17 protein-coding genes are annotated in these 18,722 nt (G+C 56.8%); 6 read left to right on the top strand and 11 right to left on the bottom strand.

Annotated elements, in window-relative coordinates; translation table 11 throughout:
• Nucleotides 1–5 precede the first annotated feature (5 nt).
• The gene (locus tag ABLV11_RS25020; RefSeq protein ID WP_004108610.1) at nucleotides 6–1,109 is read left to right on the top strand and encodes a M20 peptidase aminoacylase family protein; all 1,104 of its coding nucleotides are present in this window, start codon (nucleotides 6–8) and stop codon (nucleotides 1,107–1,109) included.
• Nucleotides 1,110–1,213: 104 nt separating this feature from the next.
• Here ABLV11_RS25020 and ABLV11_RS25015 read toward each other — a convergent pair whose 3' ends face one another.
• From ABLV11_RS25015 to ABLV11_RS25000, 4 genes are all read right to left on the bottom strand, one after another.
• Nucleotides 1,214–1,468, bottom strand: coding sequence for a DUF3343 domain-containing protein (locus tag ABLV11_RS25015; RefSeq protein WP_126488360.1), 255 nt, complete (start codon nucleotides 1,466–1,468; stop codon nucleotides 1,214–1,216).
• Complete coding sequence (yjiL, locus tag ABLV11_RS25010; RefSeq protein ID WP_126488362.1) at nucleotides 1,465–2,232, bottom strand: putative 2-hydroxyacyl-CoA dehydratase activator YjiL; 768 nt, start codon at nucleotides 2,230–2,232, stop codon at nucleotides 1,465–1,467. Before yjiL ends, ABLV11_RS25015 begins: the two co-directional genes overlap by 4 nt.
• Nucleotides 2,233–2,240: 8 nt before the next feature.
• Entirely contained in the window at nucleotides 2,241–3,392 is a 1,152-nt protein-coding gene (locus ABLV11_RS25005) for a double-cubane-cluster-containing anaerobic reductase (protein ID WP_064345401.1), read from the bottom strand.
• 82 nt (nucleotides 3,393–3,474) lie between these two features.
• A complete protein-coding gene (locus ABLV11_RS25000) occupies nucleotides 3,475–3,714 on the bottom strand; it encodes a DUF2164 domain-containing protein (protein WP_004108602.1) in 240 nt (79 codons plus the stop codon).
• A 372-nt stretch (nucleotides 3,715–4,086) separates the two neighbouring features.
• On the opposite strand from ABLV11_RS25000, the gene ABLV11_RS24995 reads away from it, so the two are divergent.
• Both ABLV11_RS24995 and ABLV11_RS24990 read left to right on the top strand, forming a co-directional pair.
• Nucleotides 4,087–5,298, top strand: coding sequence for a DUF3440 domain-containing protein (locus ABLV11_RS24995; RefSeq protein WP_064345402.1), 1,212 nt, complete (start codon nucleotides 4,087–4,089; stop codon nucleotides 5,296–5,298).
• Nucleotides 5,298–5,924, top strand: a complete 627-nt coding sequence (locus ABLV11_RS24990; protein WP_004108598.1) for a ParB/RepB/Spo0J family partition protein — start codon at nucleotides 5,298–5,300, stop codon at nucleotides 5,922–5,924. Before ABLV11_RS24995 ends, ABLV11_RS24990 begins: the two co-directional genes overlap by 1 nt.
• Nucleotides 5,925–5,933: 9 nt before the next feature.
• On the opposite strand, the gene mdtM is transcribed toward ABLV11_RS24990, so the two are convergent.
• From mdtM to ABLV11_RS24970, 4 genes are all read right to left on the bottom strand, one after another.
• Nucleotides 5,934–7,178, bottom strand: a complete 1,245-nt coding sequence (mdtM, locus tag ABLV11_RS24985; RefSeq protein WP_160886926.1) for a multidrug efflux MFS transporter MdtM — start codon at nucleotides 7,176–7,178, stop codon at nucleotides 5,934–5,936.
• A 214-nt stretch (nucleotides 7,179–7,392) separates the two neighbouring features.
• Nucleotides 7,393–8,682 carry a DUF445 domain-containing protein gene (locus ABLV11_RS24980; protein ID WP_004108595.1) on the bottom strand — a complete coding sequence of 430 codons (1,290 nt, stop codon included), beginning with the start codon at nucleotides 8,680–8,682 and terminating at the stop codon, nucleotides 7,393–7,395.
• On the bottom strand, nucleotides 8,675–9,337 hold the full coding sequence (locus ABLV11_RS24975; protein WP_126488364.1) for a LysE family translocator: 663 nt from the start codon (nucleotides 9,335–9,337) through the stop codon (nucleotides 8,675–8,677). Before ABLV11_RS24975 ends, ABLV11_RS24980 begins: the two co-directional genes overlap by 8 nt.
• 46 nt (nucleotides 9,338–9,383) lie before the next feature.
• On the bottom strand, nucleotides 9,384–10,199 hold the full coding sequence (locus ABLV11_RS24970; RefSeq protein ID WP_004108585.1) for an AraC family transcriptional regulator: 816 nt from the start codon (nucleotides 10,197–10,199) through the stop codon (nucleotides 9,384–9,386).
• A gap of 207 nt (nucleotides 10,200–10,406) precedes the next feature.
• Here ABLV11_RS24970 and ABLV11_RS24965 point away from each other — a divergent pair, with 207 nt between their 5' ends.
• Both ABLV11_RS24965 and ABLV11_RS24960 read left to right on the top strand, forming a co-directional pair.
• Complete coding sequence (locus ABLV11_RS24965; protein ID WP_004108583.1) at nucleotides 10,407–11,345, top strand: Rpn family recombination-promoting nuclease/putative transposase; 939 nt, start codon at nucleotides 10,407–10,409, stop codon at nucleotides 11,343–11,345.
• 179 nt (nucleotides 11,346–11,524) lie between these two features.
• Nucleotides 11,525–12,895, top strand: coding sequence for an NAD-dependent succinate-semialdehyde dehydrogenase (locus ABLV11_RS24960; RefSeq protein ID WP_004108581.1), 1,371 nt, complete (start codon nucleotides 11,525–11,527; stop codon nucleotides 12,893–12,895).
• Between the two features lie 170 nt (nucleotides 12,896–13,065).
• Here the strand turns inward: ABLV11_RS24960 and yjiA are convergent, their stop codons facing one another.
• The 3 genes from yjiA to btsT form a co-directional block, all read right to left on the bottom strand.
• Nucleotides 13,066–14,022, bottom strand: coding sequence for a GTPase (gene yjiA, locus ABLV11_RS24955; RefSeq protein WP_004108579.1), 957 nt, complete (start codon nucleotides 14,020–14,022; stop codon nucleotides 13,066–13,068).
• Nucleotides 14,023–14,033: 11 nt separating this feature from the next.
• Nucleotides 14,034–14,237 (bottom strand): YbdD/YjiX family protein, encoded by a 204-nt coding sequence (locus ABLV11_RS24950; RefSeq protein ID WP_004108577.1) that lies wholly within the window; start codon nucleotides 14,235–14,237, stop codon nucleotides 14,034–14,036.
• Between the two features lie 109 nt (nucleotides 14,238–14,346).
• Nucleotides 14,347–16,497, bottom strand: coding sequence for a pyruvate/proton symporter BtsT (btsT, locus tag ABLV11_RS24945; protein WP_004108575.1), 2,151 nt, complete (start codon nucleotides 16,495–16,497; stop codon nucleotides 14,347–14,349).
• A 502-nt stretch (nucleotides 16,498–16,999) separates the two neighbouring features.
• Here btsT and ABLV11_RS24940 point away from each other — a divergent pair.
• Nucleotides 17,000–18,682 (top strand): ShlB/FhaC/HecB family hemolysin secretion/activation protein, encoded by a 1,683-nt coding sequence (locus ABLV11_RS24940; protein WP_126488366.1) that lies wholly within the window; start codon nucleotides 17,000–17,002, stop codon nucleotides 18,680–18,682.
• Nucleotides 18,683–18,722: the final 40 nt, after the last annotated feature.

Here is an 18,722-nt window from a genome sequence, read left to right as displayed (position 1 = left end):
CAAACGTGTCGCGAACTTTAGAGCATTTCAATTATCTGCACCAAATTCCTGAACTGGGCTTTGAGGAGTACAAAACGTCGGCATACATCGGCGATGCATTAGAAGCCGCGGGGTTTCAGGTGCAGCGCAACGTCGGCGGTACCACCGGCATTGTTGCGCTGCTGGATAGCGGTAAGCCGGGGCCGGTCGTGGCGCTGCGGGCGGATATGGATGCGCTGGGCCATATGATTGATGGCCGCCTGGAGGCTCGCCATACCTGTGGCCATGACGGGCACTCTTCGGTGGTGTTGACCGCCGCGGAAGAGATCCTCGCCGAGGGGCTGGTAAAACGCGGGAAGCTGAAAATACTCTTTCAGCCTGCCGAAGAGCTGGGTACAGGGGCGATCGCGCTGACGGAAGCGGGTGTGCTGGACGACGTGGAGATGCTGTTCGGCTTCCACCTCAGGCCGCTGGAGGAGTGTCCGAAGGGCAAGGCGGCGCCGGCGATGTACTACTCCGCCTCGGCGACGGTGATGGCCGACTTTCACGGCAAAGCCGCGCATGCCGCCCGGCCTCATCTGGGCGTTAACGCGCTGGATGCCGCGTCGCACGCGGTGCAGGCGGTAAACGGCATTCATCTGGCGCCTTCGCTGACCTGGAGCGCAAAAGCGACTCGCTTCCTGTGCGATGCGGGGGTAACCAACTCGGTGCCGGCGAAAGCGCACGTGTGCTGGGATTTGCGCAGCGCGGAAAATGACGGTATGGCGATGCTGAAAGAGCGGGTGGTACGGGCGATAGAGAGCAGCGCGGCCGCTTACGGCGCCACCGTCGATATCCAGATCGTCAAGGAGATGCCTGCCGCGATTATCGATGAACAGGCCACGGCTATCGTCAGCCAGGCGATTCGGGAAACGTTTGGCGAAGCCGGCTTAACGGCAGCGAAGAGTACGCCGGGCAGCGAGGACTTTTTCCACTACCTGCGCCTGCGTCCACAGGTGAAGGGCGGGTTCTGGGGGCTGGGCTGCGACCTGCTGCCGGGGCTGCATCATCCGGAGATGCACTTCGATCGCGCCGCTCTGGCGGATGGCGTGCGGGTGTTTAAATCCTGCATTCGCCAGCTGCTGGGATGAGAGGATAAATCCCGACCTTGCGCTCGTTTCACGCCGGGCAGTACCCGGCATACAAACGGTGATTGCGCTCGCTGTACGCCGCCGGGCGATGATTCACGCCCTGGTTACGCCTGCTGCGGAAACTGAGCCAGCAGCTGATAATCATCCACGGCCACGCGAAACAGAGCTTCCGTCTGGCCGGGGAGAATCCACCTCTGCTCTTCGCCCGGCTCACAGCTCAGATAGATGCAAAGCCCGCAGCCGCCGCGCAGCTGGCGCGGAATGTCCTTCACCCGGAAGGTCATGCCCGCCGCCTGCAGGGCTTTGCGCATTCGCACCACTCCCACCGTTGAGTGAAATAAAAACAGATATTCCGTCACCGGCGGCTCCTCTGACGTAAACCGATCAGCGCCGCGCCGATCGCCCCGGCAAACTGCGCGTCGGGATGCGTCTGTACCTCCATACCCACGTGCCCCTCCAGCCTCCGCGCGAAGGCCGCGCAGTGGCTGACGCCGCCGGTAAACAGCAGCGGGCCCTGCGCCGACAGACGGCCGATAAAATTGGCGCTGCGTCGGGCCATGGCGTTGATCACCCCGGCGAGGATCGCCTCCGGCGGCACCCCGGCCGAACGCAGGCTAATGACCTCCGATTCGGCAAATACCGTACACATGCTGGTAATCGCATGGGGCTCAATACCATCGGTGATGCTGTCGAGCTGCTCGACGCTGGCCCCCAGCGTACGCGAAATCACCTCCAGGAAGCGCCCGGTGCCCGCCGCGCATTTATCATTCATCAGGAAATCAGTCAGATTACCCGCCTCGTCCAGCTGGATAACCTTACTGTCCTGGCCGCCGATATCGATGACCGTGCGAGTCTGCGGGGCCAGCAGGCGTGCGCCGAGTCCGTGGCACGAGATCTCGGTGACCTGCTTATCGGCGAAATCCACCAGCTGGCGTCCGTAGCCGGTTAAGGTTAAAAAGGGGGGCTCGCTTAGCCCAGCGCGGAGCGTTTCCCACGCCTCAACGATGGCGTCGGCGGGGCGAAACGGCGTCGGGCAGAGAAAACGGTGCTGAATCACGCCGTCGTCGAGCAGGATGCCTTTGGTGGCGGTCGATCCGGAATCAATCCCTACGGTAACTGTCACGCGCGCTCCTAAAGCATCTCAATGAAGGCCGCCACGCGGGTGCTGAGCTGACCGATATCCGCCGTCGAATAGTCGGTCTCAATGGCGATGTAGGGGATGTTGTGCTGCTGGCGCACGTGGCGTTTTATCGCCAGCGATTCCACCGCATAGGTATGGCAGGCCTGCAAAATAACATCCACCACGCCGTCTGCCTGATACTCGTCCACCATCTGGCTGAGCAGATCCAGGCGCTGGTCGTTCGGCGAGATGCAGGAGCAGCCGATAGCGAGATACTTATCGGTCAGGGCGTCGTAAACGTCGCCAGTCTCCTCCACGCAGCGCTCGGTGGCTTTCGCGCCGGTGCAGTTTTCAAAACCGACCACCCAGCCGCCGTTGTCTTCAATGGCCTTCACCACTTTTTCCGCCGCCCCGCCGATTGGGCAGCCGGTGATCAGAATACGCGGCCGCGCCTCCAGCCGTTTCCCCTCTTGCCACTGCAGACGCACCCGATCGGCCATGCCGTTGAGTTCATCGATTAGCGCCGATTTATCGAAGCGAAAGGTCGCACCGTAGACCACTTTTAAAATATCGCTACCGCTGAGCGCGGGCGGATTGAGCTGGCCGACGCGATAAAAGTTCGCCAGCGCCCGCCTTTCGCGGTTCTTGAGGATAATCGCGTCGCGCAGGGCGGCTTCGGTGATCGGCGTACCAAAGCGATCTTCCACCGCCTTTTGCAGGCGCAGGATTTCCGCTTTCCACAGCGCTCGCGAGGCATCATCGCTGGCGCTGTTCGGCAGCTGCATCACGTGCACGGCTTTGAATTCAGCCATGTATTCATACATTTTCTTTTTGCCATCGCAGGTGGTTTCGCCCACCACGAGGTCGGAAAAGTAGAAGTAGGGGCATTTGTCGGTCTTGCCAAAACCGTAGCTGCTTTTTATCAGCGGACAGAGGTTGCGCGGCAGATCCTTTTCGGCCTCTTCAATCGTCTCGTCGGATGTGGAACACAGCGACACCACCACCGCGCCCGCGGCCAACGGGATCTCCTGCGGCATAAAGGTGCAGTAGGTGCCAACCAGCGGAATATTTTGCTCTTTAAGCTCCATGACCGTGAGGAAACCCTGCTGGCGGGCTGAAGAGAAGTGGTCAAAAATGGCGGGTAGATCGGTGATAAGCGACATGATTTTCCTTCCCCGTACACGGGAGATGATGAAAGAGGTCGCATTATAGCCACATTTTGTATGGGTATTTATTGATCTTCCGCTAATAGACTTTTTTCAGATCCATCTCTTCCTGAATTCGATCGCTCCATGCAAGGTGGGTGGCGATGGCCGCATCAATCCCGGCGTTATAAAACATTGGACCCAGCTCTTTCGCGATAAAGTCGACAAAAAATTCCGCGTCAAATTGCTCCAGTTCCAGTTCAAAATTCTCCTGGCAGTATTTATACAGCTTTTCGCGTAGCAGATCGCGTTGCGGCGGGCTGAGATCTATATCGCTCATAGCGTTCCTTAATCAATATTGTTACGGTTAAACAGGGCTGCTGATTATATCCGATCGCGGGGAGTCAGTTGTGATATGGCGTGATGTTTTTGGCCACAACGAAGGAGGTTGATTAAATCGCTCAGGAGCTAATTGTGACTGAGATCACAGTATTCTCGTTAAAATGAAGACAATAAGAGCGATTCTCATAACTTCATGAATTTAAATGAGATAACATGTTTTTCATGGTGTGAATAACATTTAGTTGCGCTCGCCTTTTTTCAGCATGCGGTATCTGGATGAATAATCTATAGACCTGTTTTCAGGTTATCTGGCTTACGGATTTTTTCTATAAGTACATTCTGACGGCGATTCATTTATCAGGGGTGAAGGATGAAACGCGTAAAACTGGATATGAATGTTTTTGACGCTGCTCTGATGCGCCTGGATTGGGTATTTGATACCTTCGAGCAGGTCTGTTTATCTTTTTCCGGCGGTAAAGATTCAACGGTATTATTTCATCTGGCGGCAGCCGTTGCGCGTAAAAAAGGGAAAAAATTTGCGGTGCTGTTCGTGGACTGGGAGGCGCAGTATTTATTAACCATCCAGCACGTGCAAAATATGAAAGAGCGCTATCAGGATGTGGTGAGCCGCTTCTATTGGGTGGCGCTGCCGATGACGACGGTGAGCGGCGTATCGCAGCATGAGCCGGAATGGGTCGCCTGGCGGGCCGGGGTTGAGTGGGTCAGGCAGCCGCCCGAGGATGCCATCACCGATGCCGGTTTTTTTCCTTTTTATCAGCCGGAAATGACCTTTGAAGCGTTTATTCCGGCCTTTTCCCACTGGCTGGCCGCGGGGAGAAGTCTTGCTTCGCTTATCGGCATCCGCACCGACGAGTCGCTGCATCGCTACCTGGCGCTTACCTCGCAGACCAAACTGCGCTTTGAGGACGATAAGCCGTGGACGACCGCCTCGCCGGAGGGATTCAGCTATACCTGCTATCCCCTTTATGACTGGCGGACCCGCGACATCTGGATCTTTAATCATAAGTCACGACTCCCCTACAACCCGCTTTATGACCTGATGCATCGCGCCGGGGTGCCGCTAAAAAATATGCGCGTCTGCGAACCCTTCGGCCCCGAGCAGCGGCGTGGGCTGTGGCTGTATCACATTCTTGAGCCGGAGACCTGGGAGCGGATGTGCCGACGCGTATGCGGCGCGCACAGCGGTGCGATTTATGCCAACGCCAGCGGCGACTACTTTGCGCTGAAGACCAAAATCCGCAAACCGGCGCATTTTAGCTGGCGCGAGTACGCGCTCTTTCTGCTCGACAGCATGCCGGAAAAAACCGCCGAGCATTACCGTAATAAAATCGCTATTTATCTGCACTGGTACCAGACCCGCGGGTTTCCCGACGATATCCCCGATGAGCAGGAAAAAGATCTCGGCTATCGCGATATCCCTTCATGGCGCCGCATCTGTAAGACGCTGCTGAAAAACGATTTCTGGTGCCGGATGCTGTCGTTCAGCCCGACGCAGCCTAAGCACTATGAGCGCTACTGTCGACTGATGAGTAACAAACGTAAAGAGTGGAGGACGCTCTGATGTCACCGGATGTGGCTAAGACAGTGATTGAATATCTCGAGTCGTTTGACGATGTTGACCTGAAAATCAAAGCGATTAACGAGCTGAAGAGCCTGATCCACCAGCACAGCCCGTTCTGCCGCGAGCCGGTGGACTGCGTGCTGTGGGTTGAAGCCAAAACGGTTGAGGCGAATGACTACAATCCTAACGTGATGGCGACGGTGGAAAAAAAGCTTCTGGAACGATCTATCGAACTGGATGGTTTTACCCAACCGGTAGTGGTGGCTCGCCAGCAGCGACGGCACCTGGTGGTGGATGGTTTTCATCGCCACCTGATTGGGAAGAGCCGCCCGGAGCTGAGCCGGCGTCTGCATGGTTATCTCCCGGTGACGCTTATCAATGCCGAGCGCGAGGGGCAGAAAGAGCGTATCGCCGCCACTATTCGCCATAATCGCGCCAGGGGTAAACATCAGATCGCGGCGATGTCCGATATCGTCCGCGATTTACATCGTCAGGGCTGGGACGATCGGCGCATCGGCGAAGAGCTCGGTATGGATGCTGATGAGGTGCTGCGTCTGAAACAGATCAGCGGCCTGACGGAGCTGTTCGCCGACGAGAGCTTTAGCGAAGCCTGGACCGTGGAGTAGCGCCTTTCGCTACTCCTGCTGTGCCAGCATGGCTTCGGGACGCTGGCGTATCCGGCTTAACAGCCCCGCCAGACAGCACGCGGCCGCGATCCCTGCCGTTACCCCCAGCAGATGGAACGGCAGCCTGCCGCCGCTAAACCACAGCCAGCGCGCCGCTTCGATAGAAAGTGCGCTGACGCTGAGGATCACGATATTCAGCGACGCGGAAACGGTGCCCTTTGGCAGATCGTTGGAAAACAGGGTAAAGCGGAACAGCGTCGGGAAGATCAGGCCAATGCCGAAAGCGTAAAAGCAGGTGCCGATCACCGACCACAGCCAGACGTGCGGCCACAGCAGGTTGCCGAGGATCAGGATCGCCAGCCCGGTCATCTGGATGGGCACCGCGCGCCAGATAAAGCGCGGGCGGGTGGGGTCTTTGACCCAGCGCGCTACCGACAGGTTGGCAATAATCACTGCGCTGAAGACCGGTACCTGGGTCCAGGCAAACTCGGCGGTGGTCAGTCCGCCGTCGTCAATCAGGATAACCGGCGAGACCGCAACCCAGCTCATCAGCGGTATATAGCTGAGCGAGAGCGTGGCGGCGCCGAACAGGAAAATGCGGTTGCGGAAGACATCGCGAAAATCGCGCAGTACGCCGCTGGCGCTGAAGGGAACGTCGCCGCGCCGGACGGTTTCCGGCATGTTCAGCAGCAGACCCAGCCAGGCAATAAACCCCATCGCCGCAATGATCCCGAACAGCACCTTCCAGTGCACGAAATGCATCAACGCGGCGCCGGAAAGCGGACCAATGATCGGCGCGATCAGCACGATCGAGGTAATAATCGCCATCAGCTTAATGGCTTTTGTCTGGCCAAATGCCTCCTGCACGGTGACGTAGCCGACCGTGGCGATAAAGCAGATGCTGGTGCCCTGAACAAAGCGCGCCGCGAGGAACTGCTCCATTGAGGTGGTGAACAGGGTCGCTACGCAGGCCAGGGTAAAGATCAGCGCGCCGGTGAGCAGCACCGGACGGCGGCCGATACGATCGGAGAGCGGCCCGAGCAGCCACTGTAGCGCCATGCCACCGGCCATATACAGACTGACCGAGGCGGGAGCCAGCGCCACGTCGGCGTCAAAATCGCGCACAACGTGGATAATCCCCGGTTGAATAAGGTCGGTGGTCAGATAGGCGGCAAAGTCATACAGGATCAGCGCCGCCGGGAAGAACAGCGTGGCGGAATGGCGGGCGAAAAAACGGGTCATCCATTGCAACATCGGTGGGCTCCTTGTTGAGTCTCTACGCAACGACGATCGGAAAGGGGCGAATCTATCCTGAGCTTGCGTGTTAAAACAGCGGTACGCGCTTAGCCGGTGCCCGCTGTTTCAGCACTTCACACTGCAATAAATTTAGGGTCAACTTAAAAATCCCTGTTTTTTTAGTGGTTAATATGTATTTATGGAAGAAATACTTTTAAAACAGAAAGTTGAATTAAATATGTAAATGCAGCAGCGACGGAATTTGTGAAAACAGCCACAGCAGCAGACCGATGGTGCCGCCAACCAGCGTGCCGTTAATACGGATAAACTGCAGATCCTTCCCGATATTCAGTTCGATTTGCCGCGACATATCGCGGGAATCCCAGCTTTTGACCGTATCGCTGATATGGCGCGTCAGGAAGGTGGCAAACTCCGGTGCCACCCGGTGCGCCGCCTGCTCGAGATGTTCGTTCAGCGATTCGCGCAGCGCCTCATCGTGGAGCAGCGTTTCGCCAAACCACTGCCCGGCTTCGGCAATGCGCTGTTTAATACGTGAATCCTCGCTATTGACGTCGTTTTTGACCCAACCGCGCAGGTCGGCCCACACTTCGCCCAGATAGCGGTTAAACGTCTCATCATTTTTCAGATACGCTTTGATACTGTCCGCTTTTTCCGCCATCTGCGGATCGGACTTCAGGTTATCGATCAGCTTGAGCGCCGCGCGATCGAAGGCCTGGCGGATCTGATGAGCGCGATCCTGACTGACTTCGTCGAGCAGCGTGTTAACCGCATCGGTAACCATTTCAGCGCTGTGCTCGCCCAGCCATTCGGTAGGCAGTAGCCTGGCTTTAAGCGGATGCTCGGTCTCCAGCCAGTGCACGATACCGCGGGCAATAAACGCCCGCGAGCTGTCGCGCTGGAGCAGGGCGATCAGCTGGCTAATTAGCGAATCCAGCAGCTTCTGATGGCGGTTATCGCGCGTCAATCCTTCCAGCATCATGGCGCTGGTTTGGGTTAAATCGACCTTATCAATCGCTTTATGCACCGCACGACGCAGCAGGCGCTGAATGCGCGCGTCGTCGGTAAGCTCGAGAAAGCCGCTCATCACCTGCAGCAGATGCTGACCGACCCGACGCGCGTTTTCTGGCTGGCTGAACCAGTTGCCGAGCATCAGCGCCGGTTCGTAGCGGCGGATCAGCGCGACCAGGGAGGGCGTATCGAGAAATTTTTCCTGCACGAAATAGCCGAGATTGTCGGCAATTCGGTCTTTATTACGCGGGATAATTGCCGTATGTCGCGACACGAACGGCAGCGGAATGCGGCGAAACAGCGCAACCACCGCGAACCAGTCCGCCAGCGCGCCCACCATCGCCGCTTCGGAAATAGCCTTTAGCGCACCGACCCATGGCGTCGGCGGCAGCACGAGGGTAGTGATAAAAATGGCGACTGCAATCAGCAGCAGCGAGAGCGCCAGCAGCTTGGCGCGTTTCAGTTCAGCGAGTTTTTCCATAGGTCTAAGCATATAGCCTGACGGCGAACTCGTGCAAAAATTGCCAGACAATCCAGCCGCCAAAAGCCATCAGTATGGCGCCGGCCGTGCGCTCGACTCGCCAGACGACGGCGGAAAGGCGGCGCTGCACCGACGGTAGCGCAATCAGCGTAACCAGCAACAGATCCCATATCAACACCACGCTGGTCATCCATGCCCCGCTGACGGCCTGCTGCACCAGCGTGACGTTCGGTCCCAACAGGGATGTCATCAGCGCGAGGTAGAACAGGGCGTTTTTCGGATTGAGCAGCGAAGAACCCAGCCCGAGAAAAAGCTGTTTCACCAGCGACGGGCGCGAAGCCGAGGCGCCATCCAGCGCCAGCGTGGTCGGACGGCTTCTTAGCAGCAGGCTGCCAATCCACAGTAAATACGCCGCGCCCAGCAGCTCAATCACCGTAAACAGTAGCGGCGCGTGGCGCAGGATCCCCCAGCCGATTACCGCCAGAATAATATACAGACCGTTTCCGGCGGCAATGCCGATACACAGGCCGACGCTGCCGCGCAGGCGATAGCGGATGGCGTAGCCCACCAGCAGAAAAAAATCCGGCCCGGGGCTTAGCAGGGCGACAAAATGAGAAAGCGCCAGCGCGGGGAAGGCGGAAGGAAAGAGCGTAGCGAGTATGTCCATAGCAACCTCAGTAGTAACCTGAGGTCACCCTACGCCAGCGTGAACGCTAATTATTGTCTGTTATTGATCGGGACTGCGCATACTGGCGCGGCGTGGCGGCGGTATAGCTGACAAAGGTTTTATGAAAGTGACTCTGATCGGCAAACCCGGCCTGGTAGCCCACATCGGCAATATTATCCCCTGCGCGCAGGCGCGTTTTAGCGAATTCAATACGCGCGATATTGATAAAACTGGCGGGCGTCAGGCCGGTCTCCTGCTTGAAGGTGCGGATCAGCGTCTCTTTACGTAGAGCAAACTCGTCGGCGAGGCTATCCAGCGTCGGCGGAGCCTGCAGATCGGTTGCCAGGCGGGTGAAAAGACGGGCGCTGGTCTCGCTTAGCGCCTGAGGCGCATGCGGGCGCAGCGGTAGAGTATGAACCAGACGAGCGACGCTTGCAGGGAGCTGCATGGTCTGCTGCTGCCTCATCTGCTCCACGATCTGCAGATACTGCGCAAAGAGCCCGGCATCGCGAATGACGGGCGATGATGTGATCAACCTTGCCTGATGCACACCGTCTGTCAGCTGTTGCCAGCACCAGCTTAGCTCGAGATAGAGCATATGGTAGCTGCGCGGCTGGCCGTCGCGCGGATTACAGCTGTGGGGTGCCTGCGCGGGGATAATAATCAGGTCGCCAGGGCGCAGCAGATACTCCTGCCCGCTGCAGATACAGCGCGTTTCCCCCTCGATAATCGCCCCAATGGAGAGCTGCGGATGACGATGCCGTTTATAGGCCTGGCGGCTAAGCCATGTGCTGCGCAGCTCCAGCCAGGGAAGCTGTTCGTCACGCCAGAAAGTTTGCTGAATGTCGCGCGTATGGCTCACGGCTGGCTCCTGAGCTGAAGGGAATAGCTGTTTATAACATGCCATCAGCCGGTGGGAAAACTGCGAGTCGCGTTGGACAAAAATGTTTTGCTTGCAGCCGAAGAAAAATAGCTTTCGTCGCGGCTCGTAAAGACCAACAGCAGGGCGTGTGGTAAGAAACAGGGCGCAGTAGAGTGGCGGCAGGATTTCTTACGCAGGCGGATAGCCATGGAAAAGGGTACTACGTCCACGCCGCACGATGCGGTATTCAAACAGTTTCTACGTCATGCTGACACCGCGCGGGACTTCCTTGATATCCATCTGCCGCCAGCGCTACGAAAAATGTGCGACCTGGATACGTTAACGCTTGCGTCCGGTAGCTTTATTGAAGAGAACCTGCGGGCATACTACTCCGATGTTCTGTGGGCGCTGAAAACTGCCGCGGGAGAAGGCTATATCTATGTGGTCATCGAACATCAAAGCTCCCCGGATGCGTTTATGGCCTTCAGACTCATGCGTTATGCTATTGCCGCGATGCAGCGCCATCTGGATAACGGGCATAAAACGCTGCCGCTGGTGATCCCGATACTGTTTTATCATGGCGTCGCCACGCCATACCCCTGGTCGTTATCCTGGCTCGACATGTTCGCCGACCCAGCCCTGGCAAAACAGCTTTATACCGGACCATTTCCGCTGGTGGATATTACCGTCGTACCTGATGACGAAATTGTGCAGCATCGAAGAGTCGCCCTGCTGGAGCTGATGCAAAAACATATTCGTCAGCGCGATCTGCTGGGTATTGTGGAGCATCTGACGGCCATTTTGCTTAATGGATACGCTAATGACAGGCAGCTGAAAACGCTGTTTAATTATCTGATTCACTCGGGCAAAGCGCTTCGGTTAGGTAAGTTCATCCGCGAAGTGGCCCAGCGGGTACCGCAGCACAAGGAGAAGCTAATGACTATCGCCGAAAGGTTACGTGAAGTAGGGCGCAGGCAGGGGAAGCGGGAAGGCCTTGAGAAAGGTCGTCTGGAGGGGGTTGAAGAGGGGCAGCGCGCCGAAGCGCTGCGTATCGCCCAAACGATGCTCGCCGAAGGTATGGCGTTGGAGACGGTGCTAAGAATTACCGGTTTGCCGGAGGCGGCGCTTGCGGTCAGGCATCATTAGGCCCCTGATGCGCCGGGGGGCAGCTGGAGCCGTTTAGCCCTCCAGGCGTTCACCATTTCATTCCTGGAAAATTCCGTATCTACCTGATCCGGAGCGCATCCTCAGCTATCTCGACTACCCTTAATAACCTGTGCGGTATTTATGACTGCGTTAACAGCGATAACAAGGAGACATGCGATATGGCTTATCAGACGGTGAATCCTGCCAATAATCAGCTTATCAAAGCGTATCCGGCACACAGCGATGCTGACGTGGAAGCGGCGCTGCAAAAGGCGGATGCGCTTTATCATTCGCAGTGGGCCAAGGGAAATATTGACCAACGGCTACCGATCCTGCACAAGCTGGCGGACCTGATCGACAGCCGGGTTGAAGAGCTGGCCAAAATCGCCAGCCAGGAGATGGGTAAGCTTATCGAGCAAAGCCGCGGTGAGGTCAAACTGTGCGCGCAAATTGCCCGCTACTACGCCGATAACGCAAAACAGTTTCTGGCGCCGGTAAAATATCCGTCAGAACTGGGTGAAGCCTGGGTCGAACACCATCCCATCGGCGTACTGATGGCGGTAGAGCCGTGGAACTTCCCTTATTATCAGCTGATGCGCGTGCTGGCGCCGAATCTGGCGGCAGGAAACCCGGTGATCGCCAAACATGCCAGCATCGTCCCGCACTGTGCGGAAACCTTCGCTCAGCTGGTTCGTGAGGCCGGCGCGCCAGAGGGCGCATGGACTAACCTGTTCATTTCTCAGGATCAGGTAGCGAAGATTATCGCCGACGATCGCGTACAGGGTGCGGCCCTGACCGGCTCGGAAAAAGCCGGTGGCGTGGTAGCGGCGCAGGCGGCTAAACACATTAAGAAAGCGACGCTTGAACTGGGCGGCAACGATGTATTTGTCGTTCTCGACGATGCCGATCTGGAGAAAGCGGTGAAGACCGGCGTGCAGGCGCGGCTCAATAATGCCGGGCAGGTGTGCACCGCGGCGAAACGTTTTATCCTGCATGAAAAAATTGCCGACGCTTTCCTCAGCCAGTTTACGCAAGCCTTCCGCGAGGTGAAAATTGGCGATCCGCTGGACGAAAGTACCACGCTGGGCCCGCTCTCCTCAAAAGACGCGCTGGAAACGTTGACCAAACAGGTGGACGAGGCGGTGAAAAATGGCGCGAAACTGCATCTGGGCGGCAAACCTGCGCAGCGAGAAGGCAGCTTTTTCGAGCCCACCATACTGACCGGCATTACCCGCGATAATCCGGCTTATTTTGAAGAGTTCTTCGGTCCGGTCGCGCAAATCTACGTGGTGAAAGATGACGATGAGGCGGTGAAGCTGGCCAACGATTCGCATTACGGCCTCGGCGGAGCCGTGTTCAGCCAGGATATCGACAGGGCGAAACGCATGGCTTCGCGGATTGAAACCGGGATGGTCTATATCAACTGGTTAACCGATACCGCGCCGGAGCTGCCGTTTGGCGGCGTTAAGCGCTCCGGGTTCGGCCGCGAGCTTTCCGATCTTGGGATTAAAGAGTTTGTGAATCAGAAGCTGGTGGTGGTTCGCCGCTAAGCAACCGAGCGCGCAGATGCTCTGACTCCCCCACAGGACTAATGGCCCTCCCGGAAGACATCGATTGGCGAGGGTTTCTTCCTCAGGAAGAGGGAGGGGAAGGGTAATTTTGCGCCTCCTTCGCTCATCCTGACCCTCTCCCCCAAGGGGAGAGGGAACCGTCCATGCGGCTATTTGCGCAAGCTGGCAAACGCCGCGCGAATTTCTTTTTCCGGTAGATTGATGCCGATAAAGACGAGGGTACTGTGCGGCCGCTCATCGCCCCATGGTCGGTCCCAGTCGGCGCTGTAGAGGCGCTGAACGCCCTGAAACAGCAGGCGATTCGGTTCGCCGTCGATCCACAGCATCCCTTTATAGCGCATCAGCTGTTCGGCAAAAGTGAGCAGCAGATTTTCCATCACCCTGGAGACTTCGCTGATATCTACCGGATAATCCAGCTCCACTACGATTGACGATACGTCGTTCTGCTTGTCGGCCATAAAGTGGAAGCGCGGTTTGCTGCTAACCACGTTCTCCTCCAGCATAAAACCGCTGGTGTTAAACAGCAGATTCAGGTCGATATCGCCGTGGATGACGCGGTAAATGGGCGCGCGGACGTTGATGCGCGTCAGCCGCTCGCGGAGCTTGTCGCTGTCGCCCGCCACGTCGGTTTTGGTGAGCAGGATACGATCGGCGTACCCCACCTGCGACTGGGCAATGGTGAACTGGTTCATCTGCTGGTCAGCATGTGCCGCATCAACCAGCGCAATCACCCCATCCAGCAGGTAACGTTCGCACAGTACATCATGAGAGAAGAAGGTCTGAATAATCGGGCCGGGATCGGCCATGCCGGTACACTCAATCACCAGTCGGTCAAAATCAATTTCTCCGCGATCGCGGCTGTCGAGAAGATCGAGCAGAGCGTCTTCCAGTTCGTTGGAGCGGGTACAGCAGATACAGCCGTTGGTCAGGGTTTTAATCTGCGTCGCGCGGTCGCCGATAAGCTGGTCATCGACGGCGACTTCGCCAAATTCGTTTTCGATAACGGCAATTTTAAAGCCGTGCCGTTCGTTCAGGATATGGCGCAGTAGAGTGGTTTTACCGGCGCCAAGAAAACCGGTTAATAGGGTAACTGCAATCGGTGCCATATTTGCCTCCATTAGCAGCAGCGCACGCCGCCTTTGCCGTCGCCGCCGTAGCGGGCCTGCTGGCGTTCGCGAAAGAATTCATCATAGGTCATGTACGGCTGGTCCGGATGATTGGTCTGCATATGCTCGACGTAATTATCGTAATCCGGAATGCCAATCAGCATTTTCGCTGCCTGACCGAGATATTTTTTTGCCTGACCTAAGTTACCAAACATTATGCTTTCCAGAGAACGAATAAAGCCGGATGGCGGCTAGCGCCTTATCCGGCCTACAAACATTCGCTTGTGTAGGCCGGGTAAGCGTAGCGCCATCCGGCATTAGGGGTTAGTGATGTGAAGAGGTCTTCACGCCGCCTTCCGGTACCGGTACGTACGGTGTCTCTTTGTCGGTACGCACTTTATTGTTGCGTACGTTGAGCCAGGTTTTGATGCCGTAGAAAATGATGCTGTAGACCACGACAAGGAACAGAATGCTCAGACCGGCGTTGGTGTAGTTATTCACCACGATATGGTTCATGTTGGCAATCTGCTGTGCGGTCAGTTCGCCGCCGGAAGCGATCTTCTCTTTGTACTGCTGAGCCATGAAGAAGAAGCCTTCCATCTGCGGGTTGGTGCTGAACAGTTTCAGGCCCAATGCCCAGGTGGTGCACAGCAGCAGCCATGCAGCCGGGATCACGGTGACCCAGATATATTTGGTGCGCTGCATTTTGACCAGCACCACGGTACCGAGCACCAGCGCCACGGCGGCCAGCATCTGGTTAGAGATGCCGAACAGCGGCCACAGGCTCTTCACGCCGCCCAGCGGGTCGACCACGCCCTGATACAGCAGGTAGCCCCACAGACCAACGCAGCCCGCAGTACCGATAATGCCTGCTACCAGCGAGTCGGTTTTCTTGAGGAACGGTACAAAGTTGCCCAGCAGGTCCTGCAGCATAAAGCGGCCTGCGCGGGTACCGGCATCCAGTGCGGTGAGGATAAACAGCGCTTCAAACAGAATACCGAAGTGGTACCAGAAGCCCATATCCGCCATCGGGATGATTTTGTGGAACACGTGAGCGATACCCACGGCCAGCGTCGGCGCGCCGCCTGCGCGGTTCAGGACCGACGGTTCGCCGATATCTTTCGCGGTTTGCAGGATTTGTTCAGGAGAGATCACGAAGCCCCAGGAGCTGACGGTCGCTGCCGCGTGAGCGGTGACATCCCTCAGCTGGGCGGCAATCAGCGCGGCGTTTTCACCGCCCATTTCGTGCAGGTTCGGCATGGTGATGCCCAGACCCGCCGGCGGAGTGTTCATCGCGAAGTAGAGACCCGGTTCGATAATTGATGCCGCCACCAGCGCCATCACCGCCACGAAGGACTCCATCAGCATCGCGCCGTAGCCGATAAAACGGGCGTCTGTTTCGTTAGCCAGCAGCTTCGGCGTGGTGCCGGAAGCGATCAGGGCGTGGAAGCCGGAGACCGCGCCGCAGGCAATAGTGATAAACAGGAACGGGAACAGCGCGCCTTTCCACAGCGGACCGGTACCATCAATGTACTGGGTCACCGCCGGCATTTTCAGGTCCGGGTTAAGGATCACGATACCCAGCGCCAGGCCAACGATTACGCCGATTTTCAGGAAGGTCGCCAGGTAGTCGCGCGGCGCCAGAATCAACCATACCGGCAGCAGAGCCGAGATAAATGCGTAGCCAATCAGGGTAAAGGTAATAGTGGTGTCTTTAAAGGTCAGCGCCGGGCCCCAGTAAGGGTCGTGGGCAATCACGCCGCCGAAGTAAATAGACGCCACCAGCAGAACGATGCCGATAACCGACACTTCGCCTACCCGACCCGGGCGCAGGAAGCGCATGTAGATCCCCATAAACAGGGCAATTGGCACGGTCGAGCAGACGGTGAACACGCCCCATGGGCTTTCCGCCAGCGCTTTAACCACGATTAACGCCAGCACCGCGAGGATGATGATCATTATCAGGAAGCAGCCGAACAGCGCGATGGAGCCCGGTACTGGCCCCATCTCCTGCTTGATCATCTCACCCAGCGAGGCGCCGTTACGACGCGAGGAGATAAACAGCACCATAAAGTCCTGTACCGCGCCTGCCAGCACGACGCCCGCCAGCAGCCACAGGGTACCCGGCAGGTAGCCCATCTGCGCGGCGAGCACCGGGCCCACCAGCGGACCGGCGCCGGCAATCGCGGCAAAGTGGTGGCCAAACAGCACGTAGCGGTTGGTCGGAACGTAGTTCAGGCCATCGTTGTTAATGACCGCCGGCGTCGAACGCGTAGGATCGAGCTTCATCACCTTTTGCGCAATGTACAGGCTGTAATAACGGTAGGCGACGAGGTAGACGGAAACCGACGCCACCACGATCCACAGCGCACTGACGTGCTCACCGCGGCGCAGAGCGACGACCGAGAGGCAAAATGCCCCGATGATTCCAAGAATCACCCAGGGTATGTGCTTGAATAACTTTTTAGTATCCATAGTAAAACCTGGCGTTAATGAGATGAATAATGGGCCGAAGCCGTTTAGTTTTGAGTCAGGGTTGGTGGAGGTATTGATTAGCTATGCTGGAGACGATCTTGCCAGAACTTCGCGCGCGTAAAGTTGGGTAAATCTGTGAGTGGTTATATTCGGGGTTAAGCGGTCACTTGCAGGGGTAAGCGGTTGGGAGGGAAGTTAACAGGGGATAATTATGTGATTGAGATCACAGGGAGTTGTGGTGTGGCACGAGTCATACCAGCGGCAGATTATATCAATTCAAATTCATTATTCTCATTTCATAATGACTTCACATTTTACCTTTATTGCTGAAATATATTCAGCAGTCCAATAAAAATAGCCCCTCATTAATGAATTCGTCGTTAAGTTATTATTACGATGATTGTCTTATGAATATGAGTTGATATTTATGCACGTTTGAATGTATTTAATCGCCATTAAAGAGTGTTTGTCATCGACATGGATAGCCCAGGCTTAAAAAATAATGAATAAACGGAGTTTAATTCATAAGGCTTTTATTATCTCTGCGCTGCCAGTGTGGGGGTACGCCGCGCCTGCGGATACCGTACGTGAGCAGCAGTTCATCAACCAGCAGCAGCGCCAGCAAGCCCTGGAAAGTCAGCTCGCGCCGCCGTCACCGGATATTCATTTATCCGCGGAAGGAGTAAATATCGATGATGGGCTATTTCCCGTTGAACAACCTTGCTTTGCTATTTCTCTGGTTATTTTGCAGGGCGCCGAAGCCTTACCGCATTGGCTTCCGCTCCAGCGCCAGACAAATAAAGTGAATGGGCGTTGTCTGGGAGGAAAGGGAATAAATCTACTGATGGCCCAATTGCAGAATATATTAATCGACCGCGGTTATATCACCAGCCGGATCCTTGCTCCGCAGCAGGACTTAAAAAGCGGTGTTTTACGCCTGGTGGTGATGCCGGGTTATATCCGTGAAGCCAGGCTTACGGCGCAGAGCGATGATTATCTGTGGCTGGCGAGCGCATTTCCGGCGACTGACGGGAAACTGTTGGATTTGCGCGATATTGAACAGGGGCTGGAAAATCTGCAGCGCCTGCCGACGGTTCAGGCCAGCATGGAAATTGTTCCGGGCGAGACGCCGGGGCAAAGCGATATTGTCATTAACCGCCAACAGGAGCGCTTCTGGCGCATCGACGCCTCGCTCGATGATTCCGGCTCTAATGCCACCGGCCGTTACCAGGGGAACCTGACGCTGTCACTGGATAACCCACTATCCTTAAGCGATCTTTTTTACCTTTCCGGTTCACATAACCTCGATGGCAACGGCGGTAAATCCTCAAAGAACCTGACCGGCCACTATTCGGTCCCGCTGGGCTACTGGCAGTTCGTATTAACCGCCAGCCAGTACGATTACGTGCAAACCGTGGCGGGGGCTAACGGCGATTACCAGTACAGCGGTAAAAGCAAGAACGTTGATTTCCAGCTTAGCCGCGTACTGCACCGTAGCGGTAGTCAGAAGACCACTCTTAGCGCCGATGTGTTAGCCCGCGAGCAGCGTAACTTCATTAACGACACCGAGATTGCCGTCCAGCGGCGGCAAACGGCGGCCTGGAAGCTTGGTCTGCAGCATCGCCATTACCTTGGCAACGCCACTCTCGATAGCGGAGTGAGCTACCAGCGCGGTACCCGCTGGTTCGGAGCTCAACCTGCGCCAGAAGAGCAGTGGGGGGAAGCAACCGCCCTCAGCAAGATCCTGCAATTTAATGCTCAGCTCAATTTGCCTTTTGCCTTGGGCGGGCAACGTTTTCGCTTTACCAGTCGCTATCAGCGGCAGATGAGCAGCACGCCGCTGACTTCGCCGGATATGTTTTCCATCGGCAGCCGCTGGACGGTTCGCGGCTTTGACGGCGAGCGCACCCTGACCGCCAGCCACGGCTGGTACGTCCGTAACGATATCGCCTGGTCGACCCCGTTGCCGGGGCAGGAGTTTTATCTGGGAGCAGATTACGGCGAAGTCGGCGGCGCTGGCAGTGAAACGCTGGTGGGCAAACACCTCGCCGGAGGCGTGGCAGGGCTGCGCGGCCAGTACCTACGCGCCAGCTACGACCTGTTCGCCGGTATCCCTTTAGACAAACCCGATGATTTTAAAACCGAGCCAGCAACTTTTGGTTTCAGCGCCAGCTGGAGCTACTGACTTTTACTCACGCGCCGTCCGGCGGCGCGTGCTGCGCACA

This window comes from Klebsiella sp. GW_Kp181 (genome assembly GCF_040062315.1).
In the GTDB taxonomy this organism is placed as follows: domain Bacteria; phylum Pseudomonadota; class Gammaproteobacteria; order Enterobacterales; family Enterobacteriaceae; genus Klebsiella; species Klebsiella oxytoca.
The sequence above is the reverse complement of the archived record's forward strand: the minus strand, read 5'-3'. Positions and strand labels throughout refer to the sequence as shown.

Excerpts from the sequence above, each read along its gene's own strand:
- ABLV11_RS25005 (WP_064345401.1), bottom strand. The coding sequence starts at position 3,392 with ATGTCGCTTATCACCGATCTACCCGCCATTTTTGACCACTTCTCTTCA.
- ABLV11_RS25000 (WP_004108602.1), bottom strand. The coding sequence starts at position 3,714 with ATGAGCGATATAGATCTCAGCCCGCCGCAACGCGATCTGCTACGCGAA.
- ABLV11_RS24995 (WP_064345402.1), top strand. The coding sequence starts at position 4,087 with ATGAAACGCGTAAAACTGGATATGAATGTTTTTGACGCTGCTCTGATG.
- ABLV11_RS24990 (WP_004108598.1), top strand. The coding sequence starts at position 5,298 with ATGTCACCGGATGTGGCTAAGACAGTGATTGAATATCTCGAGTCGTTT.
- mdtM (WP_160886926.1), bottom strand. The coding sequence starts at position 7,178 with ATGTTGCAATGGATGACCCGTTTTTTCGCCCGCCATTCCGCCACGCTG.
- ABLV11_RS24980 (WP_004108595.1), bottom strand. The coding sequence starts at position 8,682 with ATGCTTAGACCTATGGAAAAACTCGCTGAACTGAAACGCGCCAAGCTG.
- ABLV11_RS24975 (WP_126488364.1), bottom strand. The coding sequence starts at position 9,337 with ATGGACATACTCGCTACGCTCTTTCCTTCCGCCTTCCCCGCGCTGGCG.
- ABLV11_RS24965 (WP_004108583.1), top strand. The coding sequence starts at position 10,407 with ATGGAAAAGGGTACTACGTCCACGCCGCACGATGCGGTATTCAAACAG.
- ABLV11_RS24960 (WP_004108581.1), top strand. The coding sequence starts at position 11,525 with ATGGCTTATCAGACGGTGAATCCTGCCAATAATCAGCTTATCAAAGCG.
- yjiA (WP_004108579.1), bottom strand. The coding sequence starts at position 14,022 with ATGGCACCGATTGCAGTTACCCTATTAACCGGTTTTCTTGGCGCCGGT.
- ABLV11_RS24950 (WP_004108577.1), bottom strand. The coding sequence starts at position 14,237 with ATGTTTGGTAACTTAGGTCAGGCAAAAAAATATCTCGGTCAGGCAGCG.
- btsT (WP_004108575.1), bottom strand. The coding sequence starts at position 16,497 with ATGGATACTAAAAAGTTATTCAAGCACATACCCTGGGTGATTCTTGGA.
- ABLV11_RS24940 (WP_126488366.1), top strand. The coding sequence starts at position 17,000 with ATGAATAAACGGAGTTTAATTCATAAGGCTTTTATTATCTCTGCGCTG.